The following is a 14428-nucleotide window of genomic DNA, read 5'->3' as shown; positions in this document are numbered from 1 at the left end:
TTCACATGGGGGCCGGAATCGGATACTCTTGTGAAGTTGCTTTTGAAGCAACGGATCGGGATGTGGCGCAGCTTGGTAGCGCGCGTCGTTCGGGACGACGAGGTCGCAGGTTCAAATCCTGTCATCCCGACCAAAAGCAAGAGGGTCTTCCATTCGGAAGGCCCTCTTTGCGTTGCTCCTGCGGCGTTGCCGGCCGTGGCCTCAGAGGCCCTCGAACGTGGATCGCTGGCCGTTCTGGCCGTCGCCCAGCAGTGGAACCCGTGGCCGGTTGGAGCCGTCGTCCTCCCGGTAGTCTCCCCGCGTTTCATAGGTCTGGACCTGGTTCACGTACCGGTGCCTAAGCCGGAGTCCGTAGGCAAAGAGCACCAGCGCCTCCAGCAGCGACGCAATGCCCACAATCCCCCACACCAGGGTTCCGGCGTCGGCCGTTCCACCCACGACGGCGATTATCGCCGACCCCGCCACGGCGGCGACGATCAGCGAGGTCCCGGCGATGGTCCACGCTGCATAGGCACGCTTCAAGTCATTCGGTTCCCTGCGGTTCATGACACTTCCCTTGCGTCGTTTGGCCAAAAAAATAGCTCCGGGACATGGTTCGCACATGTCCCGGAGCTTGTGTTCCCTTGCGGGAAGTACGTCAACCGCCTACATCGGGTCCGGCCAGTTGCCGATGTATGCCGGGAAAGACATGGGGTCCGGCCAGTTGCCGATGGCCTGGGCAAACTGCATGGGATCGGGCCAGTTGCCAATAGCGGTGGTGCTTCCCAGCTGATCCGCCCAATTGCCGATAGGACCTGCAGACAACACTGCGGGGGCTGCGGCTGAAAATGCCAGTGCGCCAGCCAGTGCGGCGGCGGCTGCAATCTTCTTCAACATTAGGTTTCCTCAATACGAGTCGGATTCGTTACAAAGTCAGCACTGCCCTTGTTGACATACATTGTAAAATGTTTTCCACAGAGACTGTCAAGCATTTGGTATAAAGACTGTCCGGAATAAGGAGGAAACCCGTGGGGAACGGATTCGGGGAGAAGCTCCGCGCCGAACGACTCGAACGTGGGTTGACGCAAGCAGAACTGGGAAAGGACCTCTATTCTCCCAGCTACATCTCCCTCTTGGAAACAGGTCGGCGTGAACCAACCGCCGATGTTATAGAAGAGTTAGCCCGCCGGCTCGAGCTGGCCCCCAAAGCGTTGGAAGCCTGGAGCCAGCCCATCTCGGTCAGCGACGCCGAGTATGTCCTGGCCGGACTCTATGCCCGGCAAGCCTGGGACCTCCGGGACTACCCCCTCGCGGCCGCCCACGCCGCCACTGCCGCCCAGATTGCCCTCGAAGGCAAGAACACCAGCGCTTGGTGGAACATGACCTACATGCAGGCGGAATGCCTGATGAAACAGGGGCAGCTGCAGGAGTGCCAGAACATCATGCAGCACCTCCTGGAGCACCCCATGGCCACCGAGTCCGCCGGACTCGGGGTGCGTGCCCGGCAGATGCTTGCCGCGGTGTGCCACGGGCAGGGACAGCTGGCCACCGCCGTCGAGCATGCCCAGAAGGCCGTGGAACTGTGCTCGCAGCTGCCTAAGGGCTCCACGCTGATCATCGGCGCCCTGCGTGCGCTGATCGGCGCCCTGGCCGAGAGCGGCCGGCTGGACGAAGCCTGGACATACTGCCAAGCCATGAACGACCAGATGGACGACCAATCCATCTCACAGCTCGCAGGCGAGGTGGCCTGGGTGATCGGCAACGTGGCTTTTATGCGGCACGACTACCCCGAGGGCATCAAGTACCACGAGCGGGCCGCCAAACTGCTCTCCCCGGCCAACGACATCGAGCTGTGGGCACGCTTCAACAAGGCCTCCGCGGCCGTCCGGCTCTCCTCCGGCATTGTGGAACCGGAGACCCTGTCCGCGATCGAGCGCGCCGAACTGGCATTGTCGATCGTGGGCGGCAACAAGACCGACCAGCTCGAGGTGGCCTTCATCCGCGCGCGCTGGCTGTACCTCACGGGTGACATCCCGGCCGCCGTGGAGAAGCTGCGCGAGATCCATGCCGAACGGAAGGCCCTCGCCCGTCACACGGCCGGCGAAGTTTCACTCCTGCTGGGGAAGTCACTCAAGGCCGCGGGGGAATCGGATGAAGCCCTGGTGCTCCTCGAGGAAGCGCAGCAGGAATTCAGCGCCGCCGGTGCTTCCGACCGTGTCCAGCAGGCCATGGACGCCGTACTGGAGATCAAACTCGCCCAGCGGCGCGCTGCCGCGGCCAAGGCCGCGGCAGAAGCCAGCTAGGCGAACTTCCGCCCGGTGAGCTTTTCGTACGCTTCGACGTAGCGGCCGCGCGTGCGGCTCACCACGTCCTCCGGGAGTGCCGGCGGCGGCACGTCCGAAGCCCGGTCCCAGCCGGACTCGGCGGACGTCAGCCAGTCACGGACATACTGTTTGTCGTAGGACGGCTGGGCTTTACCTGGCTCATAGGTGGCCGCGTCCCAGAACCGCGAGGAGTCCGGGGTGAGGACCTCGTCGCCCAGGGTGATGACGCCGGTGGACACGTCGAAGCCGAACTCCACCTTGGTGTCGGCAAGGATGATGCCGCGCTCCCGGGCGATTTCCTCGGCCTTGGTGTAGATCTTCAGGGTCAACTCACGGAGGCGGGCGGCGACGTCTTCGCCCACCAGGGCCACCACGGCGTCATAGGTGATGTTTTCGTCGTGCTCCCCCACCTCTGCCTTCGCTGACGGCGTGAAGATGGCTTCGTCGAGGCGGGAACCGTCCACCAGGCCCTCCGGCAGCGGAATGCTGCACACGGTGCGGGACTCCCGGTACTCCAGCAGTCCGGAGCCGGTGAGGTAGCCGCGGGCGATGCATTCCACCGGGAACATGTCCAGCTTCTTGCAGATCATGGCGCGGCCTTCGACTGCTGCCGGAACGCCGTCCTCCACGGTGGAAGCCAGCACGTGGTGTTCCACGTCCAGCTGGTCGAACCACCACAGGCTCAGCTGGGTGAGGATCCGGCCCTTGTCCGGGATTTCGCTCGATAGGACATGGTCGTAGGCGCTGATGCGGTCGCTGGCCACCACGAGGACGCATTCCTGGCCGAACTGCGCCACGAGGGAATCGTCAGCGGGAACGTAGAGGTCCCGGACCTTGCCGGAGTATACGTGCCGCCAGCCCGGGAGGTCCAGTGTTTCGGTGTCCAGGCCGGACTTGGGAGCCGCCTCAAGGGGGGAATTCTCAGTCATGCTATGCCTTCGCCTTCGTCACGGGCAGCGTTCCGGTGGCGCTGGACACCACCTTGATTTCGCCGCGCGCCGCCTTGCGCCCGATGTCGGTGCGGAACTGTCCGCCTTCAAGCTGGATCAGTTCCACGCCGTCGTACGCCCGTTCGCGGGCCTCCACGAGGTCGGTTCCCAGCGCCACCACGGCAAGGACGCGCCCGCCGGCGGAGACTACTTTGCCTTCCTCGTCCAGCTTGGTGCCCGCGTGGATGACGTGTACGCCTTCCAGCTCGTCAGCCTTCTTGAGCCCGCGGATCCGGTCGCCGGTCCGCGGGGTGTCCGGGTAGTTCTCGGAGGCGACGACGACGGCAACGGCGGTGTCCTTGGACCAGCGCAGCTCTTCCGCCTTGTCCAGTTCGCCCTTGGCCGCGGCCAGGAGCAGCGATCCCAGCGGAGTCTTGAGCCGGGCCAGGACGGCCTGGGTTTCGGGATCGCCGAAGCGGACGTTGAACTCGATGACGCGGGTACCGCGCGAGGTCAGGGCAAGGCCCACGAAAAGCACGCCGACGAAGGGGGTGCCGCGGTGCGCCATCTCGTTGACCGTGGGCTGCGCCACGCGGTCGATGACTTCCTGGACCAAGCCTTCCGGGGCCCACTCCAGCGGGGTGTAGGCGCCCATGCCGCCTGTGTTGGGACCCTCGTCGTTGTCGAAAATGCGCTTGAAGTCCTGCGCCGGGGAGAGTGCGACGGTGTTCCGGCCGTCGCACAGGACGAAGACGGAAACCTCGGGTCCGTCCAGGAACTCCTCGATCACCACGGAGCCCCCGGCGTCGAAGCAGGTCTGGGCGTGGGCCAGGGCTTCGTCCCGGTTGTTGGTGACCACCACGCCCTTGCCGGCGGCCAGGCCGTCGTCCTTGACCACATAGGGGGCGCCGAAGGTGTCCAGTGCGTCCGCGGCTTCCTCGGCGGTGCTCGCAACCCGCGCCATGGCGGTGGGCACACCGGCCTCGGCCATGACCTGCTTGGCAAAGGCCTTGGATGCCTCCAGCTGGGCGGCCGCTTTGCTGGGTCCGAAGACCGGGATCCCTGCTGCGCGGACGGCGTCGGAAACCCCTGCGGCCAGGGGCGCCTCGGGCCCGACCACCACGAGGTCCACACCCAGCTTGGTTGCCAGGGCAGCCACGGCGTCCGGATCATTGCCGTCAATGGCGTGGGTGGGGACCAGCTTGCCGATGCCCGCGTTGCCCGGAGCCGCGTGGACTTCGGAAACGTTGGGGTCTGCAAGCAGGGAGCGGACAATGGCGTGTTCGCGGCCACCAGGGCCAATGACGAGTACCTTCACAGTCTCCAAGGGTACTTTGTGCACCCGGTCCGCTCCTAAGCCGTGACCCGCCCCCGTCAATCCTTAACGCCGGCGGCTACGAACCACCGGCATGAAGAAGCTCACGAACTGGCTCAAAGGTCCCACCGCGCTGGCCGCGCTGGCAGGCGTGGCCGCGGCCGCCGTCGTACTTTCCGTTGCGGAACTGATCGGTGCGTTCTTCACGGCGCGGGCAACGCCAATCATTGCCCTTGGCTCCACTTTCATCGACTTCACGCCGCCGTGGCTGAAGGACTTTGCCATCGCGACGTTCGGCACCAATGACAAGGCTGCACTGTTCGCGGGCATGGGGCTCACCATCTTCCTGCTGGCCTGTGTGCTGGGTGCGGTGGCGTACCGGAAGTGGGCGCTGGGCGTGGCCGGCGTCCTGCTGATGGGCGCCGTCATTGTCGCCAGCGTGGTCACCCGGGCAAGCGTGGAGCCGTTGGACGCCATCCCCTCGCTGATCGGCACCGCCGCCGGGCTGGTGGTGCTGCGCCTGCTGATGATGCGGCTGTGGCGGATGCGCCAGTGGCCCGGTGTGGCCGCGGATGTGGCAGCCAAGGGCGCCGAACGCCCGGCCACGACGCGTCGCGCCTTCTTCGCCGCAACCGGGATCACAGCCGCGGCGGCCGCCATCGCGGCCACCGGGGGCCGCCTCCTCAGCGCGGCACGCAGCAACGTCGCCCAGGCCCGTGAATCCCTGCAGCTCCCGTCGCCGGCAAAGGCCGCCCCCGCCATCCCGGCCGGAGTGCAGTCAGCCGCCCCGGGCGTCACACCGTGGGTCACCCCCAACAATGAGTTCTACCGGATCGACACCGCCTTGAGCGTGCCGGAGATCAACGCCCAGGACTGGGAGCTCCGGGTGCACGGCCTGGTGGAGCAGGAAGTCACGCTCACGTTCCAGGACCTGCTCGACGCCGAGCTGATCGAATCGCACGTGACCCTCACCTGCGTGTCCAATCCCGTCGGCGGAAACCTCGCCGGCAACGCCAAGTGGCTGGGCTTCCCCCTCCGCGAGGTCCTCAAGATGGCGCGCCCCACGGAGGGCGCCGACATGGTGCTGTCCACTTCCGAGGACGGCTTCAGCGCCTCGACGCCGCTCGAAGTGCTGCAGGACGACCGGGACGCCATGCTGGCGATCGGCATGAACGGAGAGCCGCTGCCGCTGGAACACGGCTACCCCGTGCGCATGGTGGTCCCCGGCCTGTACGGCTTCGTCTCCGCCACCAAGTGGGTGGTGGACCTCGAAGTCACCCGCTTCGCGGACAGCAAGGCGTACTGGACGGACCGGGGCTGGTCCGAGCGCGGCCCCATCAAGACCATGGCCCGGGTGGAGGTACCCAAGTCCTTCGCGCAGGTTGCGGCCGGCAAGGTGGCGATCGGCGGCACCGCCTGGGCGCAGACGCGCGGCATCACCAAGGTGGAAGTGCAGATCGACAACGGGCCCTGGACCGAGGCCGTGCTGTCCACGGAGGCATCCGTGGTGACGTGGCGCCAGTGGTCGTTCGAGTGGGATGCAACCCCGGGGCCGCACTACATCAAGGCGCGCGCCACCGACGGTACCGGCGAGGTCCAGACGGACAAGCGAGCCGATCCCGTGCCCGACGGCGCGTCCGGCTGGCAGTCGGTCATGGTGACCGTGCAATAGCCCGGCCATGGCCCCTGATTTCCCGGGTTTCCAGCACCGGCACCATAGACTTTAGCCATGCCAGAAAATCCGCATGCAACATTCACAGTGGAGTCCGCCGTCGAACTGGCAGTCGTGGAACGAAGCGGTTTCGTCGAATCGCGGCACATCGGCTCAGCCGTGGTTCTTGCCGCCGACGGAACGGTAGTCACGCAGCTCGGCGACATCACCACCCCTATCTACGCCCGCTCTGCGCTGAAGCCGCTCCAGGCCCTCGCCGCCATGCAGGCCGGTGTCCCGCTGCGCGGCGCCCAGGTTGCCCTGGCCTGTGCCAGCCACACCGGGTCGCTGGACCACATGGATGTGGTGGAGGGGATGCTCAAGGCCGCCGGCGTCAAGGAAGAGCAGCTGCAGTGCCCCACCGCCTGGCCGCAGGACGAGAACGCCCGCCACTGGCTGATCCGGTCCGAGCAGGGCAGGTCCAAGCTCGCGTTCAACTGCTCGGGCAAACATGCGGCGTTCCTGTGGGCCTGCACGGAGAACGGCTGGGACACCCACAGCTACCTTGAACCCAACCATCCGCTGCAGCAGCGCGTCCGTTCCGCGATCGAAGAGTACTCCGAGGAGCGGATCGCCCACCTGGGCATCGACGGCTGCGGTGCTCCGGTGGCAGCCATCTCGCTGACCGGACTGGCCCTCGCTTACTCCCGGCTGGCCAAGGCTCCGGGGGACAAGAACTCCAATGCCCGCGCCGCCACCATCGCCACCTCCATGCTGGACTACCCGTGGGCTGTCCAGGGCAAGGGCGAGCCGAACACCATCGTGATGGACGAACTGGAGATCATCGCCAAGATCGGCGCGGAAGGTGTGCTGGCCATGGCCACCACCACGGGCGTCTCCGTGGCCATCAAGGTCCTGGACGGAAACCTGCGCGCCACCACCCTGGTGGGGCTCACGCTGCTGGCCGCCTCCGGCGCCGTGGACATCCCGGGCGTCTCCAGCGTCCTGGAAAAAGTGGTGGAACCCGTGCTCGGCGGCGGACGGCCCGTGGGCAAGATCCGGCTGGGCCACGCCGTCTCGGCCCTGTTGGACTGACATGGCCGTTTCACGACGACGCATCGATATCGACGAAGGCCGCGCCGCCCTGGCCGCGTGGCTGGCAGCCGGCGTCCCGGCGTCCGGCGTCCCGCGTGCCGTGACGGCGACGGCGGTGCGCTACTCGCTGGAAGAGGTCACCGCGAGGGCGCCGGGCAACTCCGTAGAGGTCCGCGTTCCGCCGTTCGGCGTCACGCAGTGCGTGGAGGGCCCCCGCCATACGCGCGGGACTCCCCCGAACGTGATTGAGTGCGACGCCGGCACCTGGCTGGCGATGGTCACCGGCCAGTTGAGCTGGTCGGAAGCTGTGGCGTCCGGGAAAGTATCCGCGTCAGGGCTCCGGGCGGACCTGTCGGAGCTGCTCCCGCTGTAGCTAGTTGACCTTGGCCGGGAGCTCGGCTGCCGGGTGCGGGACGATGCTCTGGAGCTTCGTGGACAGCGCGATCACCACGGCCAGCACAAACGCCAACACCGCGATCAACAGGGACATGATGGCCACGTGGCCGTAGCCGTCCATCCGCGGATCAAGGAACGGGTAGGGGTACCAGTCAGCGAACGGGCCGCGCAGCAGGCTGTATACCAGGTATGCAAGCGGGAAAACCAGCCAGATGAGGGACTCCCGCAGCGAGATCCGCTTCCGGGGCAGGTCCACGAGCCAGTCGATCACGATCACTGTGGGCATGGTGTAGTGCAGCACCACGTTGATCCACGGAACCGCCGTGTCCACCTCGATGTTGCTCAGCAGCAGGCTGTACGTGATCCCGGTGATGGTCATGTACATGGTGGCGGCGCCGCGCAGGAGCTCCAGCCAGCGGGCGGTCCGCCCCTGCCAGGCGTACCAGCCGGCAATTCCGAACGTTGCCGTGGCGATGATATTGGACTCGACCGTGAAGAAGCTGAAGAAGTTCAGCGGCCGGTAGCTGGCGATGTTCTGGACGTTGTACGTGAACTGTCCCACGAGCGCCGCCAGACACAGCGCCGCGAAGAAGTACCGGAATAGTGCAAGTCCCCTGTTTGCCGTCATGGGTTGATCCTAGGCCAGGCCTGCGGGGAAGTTCGGGGAAAAACGCGCAGCCCCGCCCCGGTGTCTTCCGGGACGGGGCTGCGTTTGGTGCGGTTCTTGCGGGTTTCCGGTTGTACGGCCGGCCCCTATTCGTGGTTGATCGCGGCCGAACTGCGCTCCGGCGGACCTGAGTGGCCGCCGGGACGGCTCATTTGGAATCCGGGGATGTCCTTGGGGTTGGGACCGCCCCGGAACTTGGGCGACGGTGCTTCACCGCCGCTGATCCGGGCAAGCTCCTGGTCCTCGAAGTCATCCTCGACGCCGAGCATGATGGCCGAGTCGTGGTTGGTGATTTCGCCGCGGAAGGCACGGACCATGACGCTGCGGTCGAATTGGCCCTCCCACTTGGAGACCACGAACGTGGCCACGCAGTTGCCCAGCAGGTTGACCACAACGCGCATGGAATCCATGAGGCGGTCCGCGCCCAGGAGGAGGGCCACGCCGGCAACCGGGAAGATCCCGAGGGCGGCAGCGGTGGCCGACAGAGCGAGGAACGAGGAGCCGGGCACTCCGGCCATGCCTTTGGAGGTCAGGAGCAGGACACCGAGAGCGGCCAGCTGCTGGCCGAGGTCCAGGTGGTGGCCGAAGGCCTGCGCCAGGAAGAGCAGCGAGATCGACAGGTAGATCGCGGCGCCGTCGAGGTTGAACGAATAGCCGGTGGGAACCACCAGGCCGGTAGTGGCGCGTGAGCAGCCGGCATTGGTCAGCTTGGTCATGATGCGCGGCATCACAGCCTCGGTGGAGGCGGTGCCGAGCGCCAGCAGGAACTCCTCGCGGGTGTACTTCAGGAAGTGCCAGAGCGGAACGCGGGCAAAGCCCCAGGCCACGAGGAAGAGCAGTCCAATGAAAACGATGGCCGCGCCGTAGCAGGCGGCAATCAGCAACGCATAGGTGCTGAGGGTGTCGAGTCCGTACTGGCCGATGATGAACGCCATGGCGCCGAAAGCACCGATCGGGGCCACCTTCATGATCCAGGACATGATCTTGAAGATAAGCTCCAGGACGGTCTCCATGAGGCTGATGACCGGCATGCAGCGCTCGCGTCCGATGACGACGATGGCCGCGCCGAAGAACACCGAGAAGAACAGCACCTGCAGGAGGCTGTTGTTCGCGAAGGCGCCGATGACGCTGGTGGGAATGACGTCCAGGATGAAGGCTGCGGCGTCCTTGGGCACGGCATGGCCGGTCTTGGCGTCCAGGGCCTCCTGGGACAGTGTGCTGGGATCGATGTTCAGCCCGGCACCGGGCTGGACGATGTTGCCTACGATCAGGCCGAAGACCAGCGCGAACAGCGTGGCCGCGGTGAAGTAGAGAAGGGCTTTGACTCCGACCCTTCCGACCGCCTTGACGTCGCCTACGGCCGAAATGCCGGTGACGATCACCAGGAAAATCAGCGGCGCGATGATCATCTTGATGAGCTGGATAAATCCATCACCGAGAGGCCTCAGCTGCGAGCCGAGGTCCGGCCAGAAATGTCCGATAAGGACACCTGCCACGACGGCGATCAGAATTTGGAAGAAGAGCGACCTATACAGGGGCTTCTTCTTCGACGGCGCCGAACTCGCCTTCAGCGCCGCGGAATCTGGGATCTTCATTGATCTGTACCTATCAATCGGGAACAGCCCCGGAGATCGGGGTCTGTTTCCAAAGTAACCCCGCTCACATTATTCCGCAAGGGGAAATACAGTTTTCACAATGCGGAAATCTATGACGGTCTGCGGACACGAAAAAGCCACGGCCGCGGACGTCCGCACCCTGGATTGCAGGTGCGGATGTCCGCTTCCGTGGCGGAATCTAGCGGAGTCTTCGGCTGTCAGCCGCGGCCGATGAATGGCATGCCCGCGGCGGTGATCACCACCGAGCCCACGCTGGCGGACGGCGGCATGCCGGCCATCAGGAGCACCGCACGTGCGGCGTCCTGCACCGGGAACGTGGGCTCCACCCTGCGGCTGCCGTCAGCCTGCAGGGCACCGGAGTCCACGCCAATGGTGCCCATGATGTCCGTGGCCGTATTGCCGATGTCGATCTGGCCGCATGTGATGCCGAACTCCCGGCCGTCCAGGTCGATGCTCTTGGTCAGGCCTGTCATGGCGTGCTTGGTTACCGTGTAAGCCACGGTCCGGGGCCGCGGCGAATGCGCGGAAATCGACCCGTTGTTGATGATCCGGCCGCCCTGCGGCTCCTGGGCTTTCATGGCCCGCACCGCAGCGGCAGCGCACAGCATGGACCCGCTGAGGTTCACTGCCACCACCGCATCCCAGTCGGCCACGCTGATCTCGTCCACCGACGCGGCCGGGCCGAACACGCCCGCGTTGTTGAACAGGACGTCCACTCTCCCCCACTTCTGGCGGGCCGCAGCGAAAAGGCGCTCGACGTCGTCGGGCACTGTCACGTCGCACGGCACCGTCAGGGACTGGCGGTGGCCGGCAGCGGACTCCAGCAGCGGAGCCTCGCGGCGGCCGGCCAGCACCACGCGGTACCCCTCGGCCAGCATGAGCCGCGCCACCGCCCGTCCGATCCCGGAACCTGCTCCGGTCACGACGGCGACCGGCCCCGGCCGGTGGGGTGGAACGGGCCTTTGGGTTGCAGTCATTCGTCGCTCCTTGCGTTGAGGGCCGGGCTGCCCAAGCCCGGGCTACCGCGCGGCAGGCACTTCCGCTGCCGTTATGGGCCAGCCTATGACTGTCTTGGGCCGCGGTGTGGCGTAAGTCCGGACTTTGGACGTGGACAGTCCCAGCCGCACCAGGGACTCCGCGATCGTCACAGCCGCCGCCACGCCGTCCACCACCGGAACCCCGGCACGCCGGCGGATCTCCTCGTCCAGCCCGGCCATCCCGCCGCAGCCCAGGACAATGACCTCGGCCTTGTCATCGCGGACGGCAACCAGGGCCTGTTCGATGATCGCTTCCACGGCCCGCTCCGGCTCCTCCTCCAGCTCGAGGACAGCCATGCCGCTGGCCCGCACGGAGGCGCACCGGGCGTCGAGACCGGCCAGCTTCAGCCGGTCCTCGATCAGCGGAACCGCCCGGTCAAGGGTGGTGACCACTGAATACTTGTGTCCGAGGAACATCGCCGTGGAGGCTGCCGCCTCGGTGATGTCGACGACGGGGACGTCCAGGAGCTCCTGCAGCCCCTCCCGTCCATGCTCGCCGTAGCCGGCCTGGATAACGGCGTCAAACGGTTCCGGGTAATTGACCACGGCGTCCATGACGGCGATCGCAGCGAGGTAGCTTTCGAAGTTTCCCTCGCAGGAGTCCGCGCCGAACCGCGGCGTGATCCCGACGATCTCGGTTCCCGGCGCCGCGACGGACCGCGCCTGGGCCGCGATGGAGTCGGTCATGGACTGCGTTGTATTTACGTTGGCGACAAGAATGCGCATGTCTGTCTCTTCCGTTTTCCGTGCTGAACTTTTCCGTGCCGGACTTTTCCGTGCCGGGGTGTCAGTGCGTGCTCGCCACGGCGATGGACTCGCCGTCGACGTCTTCCAGCCGCTGCGAGCGGTCCGCGATGAAGTAGTACACCACTGCGGCGATGCCGGCGGCAAAGAACCACGCAAACGGAGCGGCTGCCTCGAGCGCCGGAACGAAGGCTATCAGGAGCGCGACGGCGGCGGCCGGGACCAGGGCGATGATGGCCCGGGGGTTGACGCCCTTCGTGTAGTAATACGCTCCGGCGGGGTCGTCGCTGTAAAGCTCCGGCACGTTGACCCGGCCGCGGCGCAGCAGCCAGTAGTCGGCCATCACAACGCCGAACAGCGGGCCGAGCAGTGCTCCGAGGCCGCCCAGGAAGTACACGATCACGAGCGGATTGTTGTACAGGTTCCATGGCAGGATGATGAGCCCGATGGAGCCGCTGACCCAGGCCGCCTTGCGGAAGTTCAGGTGCTTCGGGAACAGGTTGGTCAGGGCGTAGACGGGAGCCACGAAGTTGGCCATCAGATTCACGGCGATGGTCAGGATGAGGAGCGCGAGGCAGGCCAGGACCAGGAACAGGGTGTTGGGGATGGTCTGGACAATGTCCGACGGGCTCTGGATGACCGTGCCGTTGATCTTGAACTGGCCGCCGGCCATGACCACCACGATGGCGCCGAAGAGGAGCATGTTGATGGGGATGCCCCAGAAGTTGCCGCGCACCACAGCCTTCTTGGAAACGGCCGAGCGGGTGAAGTCGCAGAAGTTGAGGACGAACGTTCCGTAGATGGCCACCCACAGGGCGCCGCCGGCGAAGATGGTGCGCCACATGTCCGCGCCTTCGAGGGCGTTGTCCGAAGCCCAGGCGATGGAACCGCCGGCCTCCACGAAGATCCAGATGGCGATGGCGGCCATGGTCACCAGGATGATGGGGCCGGCGAAGGCCTCGTACTTGCGGATCATTTCCATGCCGAAGCTGACGATGACCAGCTGGACGATCCAGAGGAAAGCGAACGCGGCCCAGCCAAGCGTTGAGAGGCCGAGGACCGAGTTGGTGTCCAGTTCATGGAGCGAAGGGACCATGGCCACAAGCATGACGCGGAGCACCACTGACGCAAGGTACGTCTGGATGCCGAACCAGGCCACGGCCACGGCTCCGCGCAGGAGGCTGGCGATCTGGGCGCCCCGGATGCCGAAGCTGATCCGGCTCATGACGGGGAACGGGACGCCGGTCTTGACGCCCATGAAGCCGGAAAAGCTGAGCAGCGCAAACAGCAGGACCGCGCCGATACCAAGGGCGAGGAGGATCTGCCAGCCGCCGAGGCCCAGTGCGAAGAGGCCGATGGCGAAGCCATAGTTGCCGAGGCTGTGCACGTCGTTGGCCCACAGGGTAAAGATGCTGTAGCTGGTCCAGCGGCGGCCTTCGCGCTTTGTCGGGGCAAGGTCGGTGTTGTAGAGGGTGGGGCTGATGGTGCGCCCGGATGCGGCGCTTGCTGATTCGCACAGGGCCTCGATGCCCTGTGCAGGATGGACCGGCTGGGCCGACGACATTGTCGGGCCGGGAGCCGTTTCGACGCCGACTGATGGGGTCGTCTGCATCTGGATCTCCAGTTCTAGGGATGGGTTGGGGCGGAAGTCTGCGCTTCCGAAACTTGGTTCCACATTATGGAAAACTGGTTTTGTGGAGTGGAATAACTTTATGACCTGCGTCACGCCGCGGTCAAGGAGGCGGCACTGTCACAATCGGTCCGCAAGCACCCTTGAAGCCATCCCGGTGCGCCGGAAGACAACCCCGCCTTGACCACTCGCCCGCTCCTGCATAATCTCGAATGGCAAGAATGTTTTCTCACAATACGAAAACTTAGAGCCCAGACATTCAAAGATGAAAAGAGGCTGCCGTGGCTGCAGGAGAAGATACCTCCCATATCCTCAGCGGGTTGACTAACCAGCTGCCTGATCGTGATCCGGAAGAGACCGCCGAATGGATTGAGTCCCTGGATACGCTGATCAGGGAACAGGGCACCGAGCGTGCCCAGTACATCATGCGCAGTCTCCTGCAGCGTGCCGGCGCCCAGAGCGTCGGGGTTCCGATGGTCACCACCACGGACTATGTGAACACCATCCCGGTGGACCAGGAAGCGGAGTTCCCCGGGAACGAGGAATACGAACGCCGCTACCGGGCGTACATGCGCTGGAACGCCGCGGTCATGGTGCACCGGTCCCAGCGGCCGAACATCGGCGTGGGCGGGCACATCTCCACCTACGCCGGGGCCGCGACCCTGTACGAGGTCGGCTTCAACCACTTCTTCCGCGGCAAGGACCACCCCGGCGGCGGGGACCAGGTCTTCTTCCAGGGCCATGCCTCCCCCGGCATGTACGCCCGCGCGTTCATGGAAGGACGCCTAAGCGAAGAGGACCTGGACGGGTTCCGGCAGGAAAAGTCCAAGGCCGGCCACGCCCTGTCCTCGTACCCGCACCCGCGGCTGATGCCGGACTTCTGGGAATTCCCCACGGTGTCCATGGGCATCGGGCCGATGAACGCGATCTACCAGGCCCAGTCCAACCGGTACCTGCACAACCGGGGACTGAAAGACACCTCGGACCAGCAGGTCTGGGCGTTCCTGGGCGACGGGGAAATGGACGAGCCCGAGTCCCGCGGCCT

At 65.7% G+C, this 14428-nt stretch carries 13 protein-coding genes, 1 tRNA gene and 1 pseudogene; 6 read left to right on the top strand and 9 right to left on the bottom strand.

Annotated elements, in window-relative coordinates; all coding sequences use genetic code 11:
• The first annotated feature begins 56 nt into the window (after positions 1–56).
• A tRNA-Pro gene (locus AC07YR_RS08860) sits at positions 57–133 on the top strand.
• 68 nt (positions 134–201) lie between these two features.
• Here the strand turns inward: AC07YR_RS08860 and AC07YR_RS08855 are convergent.
• Positions 202–546: a hypothetical protein gene (locus tag AC07YR_RS08855; protein ID WP_494733735.1), complete on the bottom strand. Its 345-nt coding sequence runs from the start codon at positions 544–546 to the stop codon at positions 202–204.
• A gap of 99 nt (positions 547–645) precedes the next feature.
• Entirely contained in the window at positions 646–876 is a 231-nt protein-coding gene (locus AC07YR_RS08850; protein ID WP_494733734.1) for a hypothetical protein, read from the bottom strand.
• 131 nt (positions 877–1007) lie between these two features.
• Between AC07YR_RS08850 and AC07YR_RS08845 the strand changes: the two genes are divergently transcribed.
• Positions 1008–2282 carry a helix-turn-helix domain-containing protein gene (locus tag AC07YR_RS08845; protein WP_028269883.1) on the top strand — a complete coding sequence of 425 codons (1275 nt, stop codon included), beginning with the start codon at positions 1008–1010 and terminating at the stop codon, positions 2280–2282.
• Here AC07YR_RS08845 and AC07YR_RS08840 read toward each other — a convergent pair.
• Entirely contained in the window at positions 2279–3232 is a 954-nt protein-coding gene (locus tag AC07YR_RS08840) for a phosphoribosylaminoimidazolesuccinocarboxamide synthase (protein WP_494733733.1), read from the bottom strand. The genes AC07YR_RS08845 and AC07YR_RS08840 overlap by 4 nt on opposite strands.
• Before the next feature lies 1 nt (position 3233).
• Positions 3234–4550 carry a phosphoribosylamine--glycine ligase gene (gene purD, locus AC07YR_RS08835; RefSeq protein ID WP_436059365.1) on the bottom strand — a complete coding sequence of 439 codons (1317 nt, stop codon included), beginning with the start codon at positions 4548–4550 and terminating at the stop codon, positions 3234–3236.
• Positions 4551–4641: 91 nt separating this feature from the next.
• On the opposite strand from purD, the gene AC07YR_RS08830 reads away from it, so the two are divergent.
• From AC07YR_RS08830 to AC07YR_RS08820, 3 genes are read left to right on the top strand one after another with little or no spacing between them, the layout of a single operon-like run.
• The gene (locus AC07YR_RS08830; RefSeq protein WP_494733732.1) at positions 4642–6219 is read left to right on the top strand and encodes a molybdopterin-dependent oxidoreductase; all 1578 of its coding nucleotides are present in this window, start codon (positions 4642–4644) and stop codon (positions 6217–6219) included.
• 57 nt (positions 6220–6276) lie between these two features.
• A complete protein-coding gene (locus AC07YR_RS08825; protein ID WP_494733731.1) occupies positions 6277–7293 on the top strand; it encodes an asparaginase in 1017 nt (338 codons plus the stop codon).
• A gap of 1 nt (position 7294) precedes the next feature.
• The gene (locus AC07YR_RS08820) at positions 7295–7666 is read left to right on the top strand and encodes a sterol carrier family protein (RefSeq protein ID WP_494733730.1); all 372 of its coding nucleotides are present in this window, start codon (positions 7295–7297) and stop codon (positions 7664–7666) included.
• On the opposite strand, the gene AC07YR_RS08815 is transcribed toward AC07YR_RS08820, so the two are convergent.
• The 5 genes from AC07YR_RS08815 to AC07YR_RS08795 form a co-directional block, all read right to left on the bottom strand.
• Positions 7667–8317 (bottom strand): Pr6Pr family membrane protein, encoded by a 651-nt coding sequence (locus AC07YR_RS08815; RefSeq protein WP_494733729.1) that lies wholly within the window; start codon positions 8315–8317, stop codon positions 7667–7669.
• A 125-nt stretch (positions 8318–8442) separates the two neighbouring features.
• Positions 8443–9951 carry a cation:dicarboxylate symporter family transporter gene (locus AC07YR_RS08810; RefSeq protein WP_055805053.1) on the bottom strand — a complete coding sequence of 503 codons (1509 nt, stop codon included), beginning with the start codon at positions 9949–9951 and terminating at the stop codon, positions 8443–8445.
• Positions 9952–10169: 218 nt separating this feature from the next.
• A complete protein-coding gene (locus AC07YR_RS08805) occupies positions 10170–10949 on the bottom strand; it encodes an SDR family oxidoreductase (protein WP_494733728.1) in 780 nt (259 codons plus the stop codon).
• Positions 10950–10991: 42 nt separating this feature from the next.
• On the bottom strand, positions 10992–11735 hold the full coding sequence (locus AC07YR_RS08800) for an aspartate/glutamate racemase family protein (RefSeq protein WP_494733727.1): 744 nt from the start codon (positions 11733–11735) through the stop codon (positions 10992–10994).
• A 61-nt stretch (positions 11736–11796) separates the two neighbouring features.
• A complete protein-coding gene (locus tag AC07YR_RS08795; RefSeq protein ID WP_494733726.1) occupies positions 11797–13365 on the bottom strand; it encodes an NCS1 family nucleobase:cation symporter-1 in 1569 nt (522 codons plus the stop codon).
• Positions 13366–13664: 299 nt separating this feature from the next.
• Between AC07YR_RS08795 and AC07YR_RS08790 the strand changes: the two are divergent.
• Positions 13665–14428 (top strand): annotated as a pseudogene (locus AC07YR_RS08790) (pyruvate dehydrogenase (acetyl-transferring), homodimeric type); the annotation flags it as partial.

The organism is Arthrobacter sp. GW460-12-1-14-TSB2 (assembly GCF_059423525.1).
The sequence above is the reverse complement of the archived record's forward strand: the minus strand, read 5'-3'. Positions and strand labels throughout refer to the sequence as shown.

Excerpts from the sequence above, each read along its gene's own strand:
- AC07YR_RS08855 (WP_494733735.1), bottom strand. The coding sequence starts at position 546 with ATGAACCGCAGGGAACCGAATGACTTGAAGCGTGCCTATGCAGCGTGG.
- AC07YR_RS08850 (WP_494733734.1), bottom strand. The coding sequence starts at position 876 with ATGTTGAAGAAGATTGCAGCCGCCGCCGCACTGGCTGGCGCACTGGCA.
- AC07YR_RS08840 (WP_494733733.1), bottom strand. The coding sequence starts at position 3,232 with ATGACTGAGAATTCCCCCCTTGAGGCGGCTCCCAAGTCCGGCCTGGAC.
- AC07YR_RS08830 (WP_494733732.1), top strand. The coding sequence starts at position 4,642 with ATGAAGAAGCTCACGAACTGGCTCAAAGGTCCCACCGCGCTGGCCGCG.
- AC07YR_RS08825 (WP_494733731.1), top strand. The coding sequence starts at position 6,277 with ATGCCAGAAAATCCGCATGCAACATTCACAGTGGAGTCCGCCGTCGAA.
- AC07YR_RS08820 (WP_494733730.1), top strand. The coding sequence starts at position 7,295 with ATGGCCGTTTCACGACGACGCATCGATATCGACGAAGGCCGCGCCGCC.
- AC07YR_RS08815 (WP_494733729.1), bottom strand. The coding sequence starts at position 8,317 with ATGACGGCAAACAGGGGACTTGCACTATTCCGGTACTTCTTCGCGGCG.
- AC07YR_RS08810 (WP_055805053.1), bottom strand. The coding sequence starts at position 9,951 with ATGAAGATCCCAGATTCCGCGGCGCTGAAGGCGAGTTCGGCGCCGTCG.
- AC07YR_RS08805 (WP_494733728.1), bottom strand. The coding sequence starts at position 10,949 with ATGACTGCAACCCAAAGGCCCGTTCCACCCCACCGGCCGGGGCCGGTC.
- AC07YR_RS08800 (WP_494733727.1), bottom strand. The coding sequence starts at position 11,735 with ATGCGCATTCTTGTCGCCAACGTAAATACAACGCAGTCCATGACCGAC.
- AC07YR_RS08795 (WP_494733726.1), bottom strand. The coding sequence starts at position 13,365 with ATGCAGACGACCCCATCAGTCGGCGTCGAAACGGCTCCCGGCCCGACA.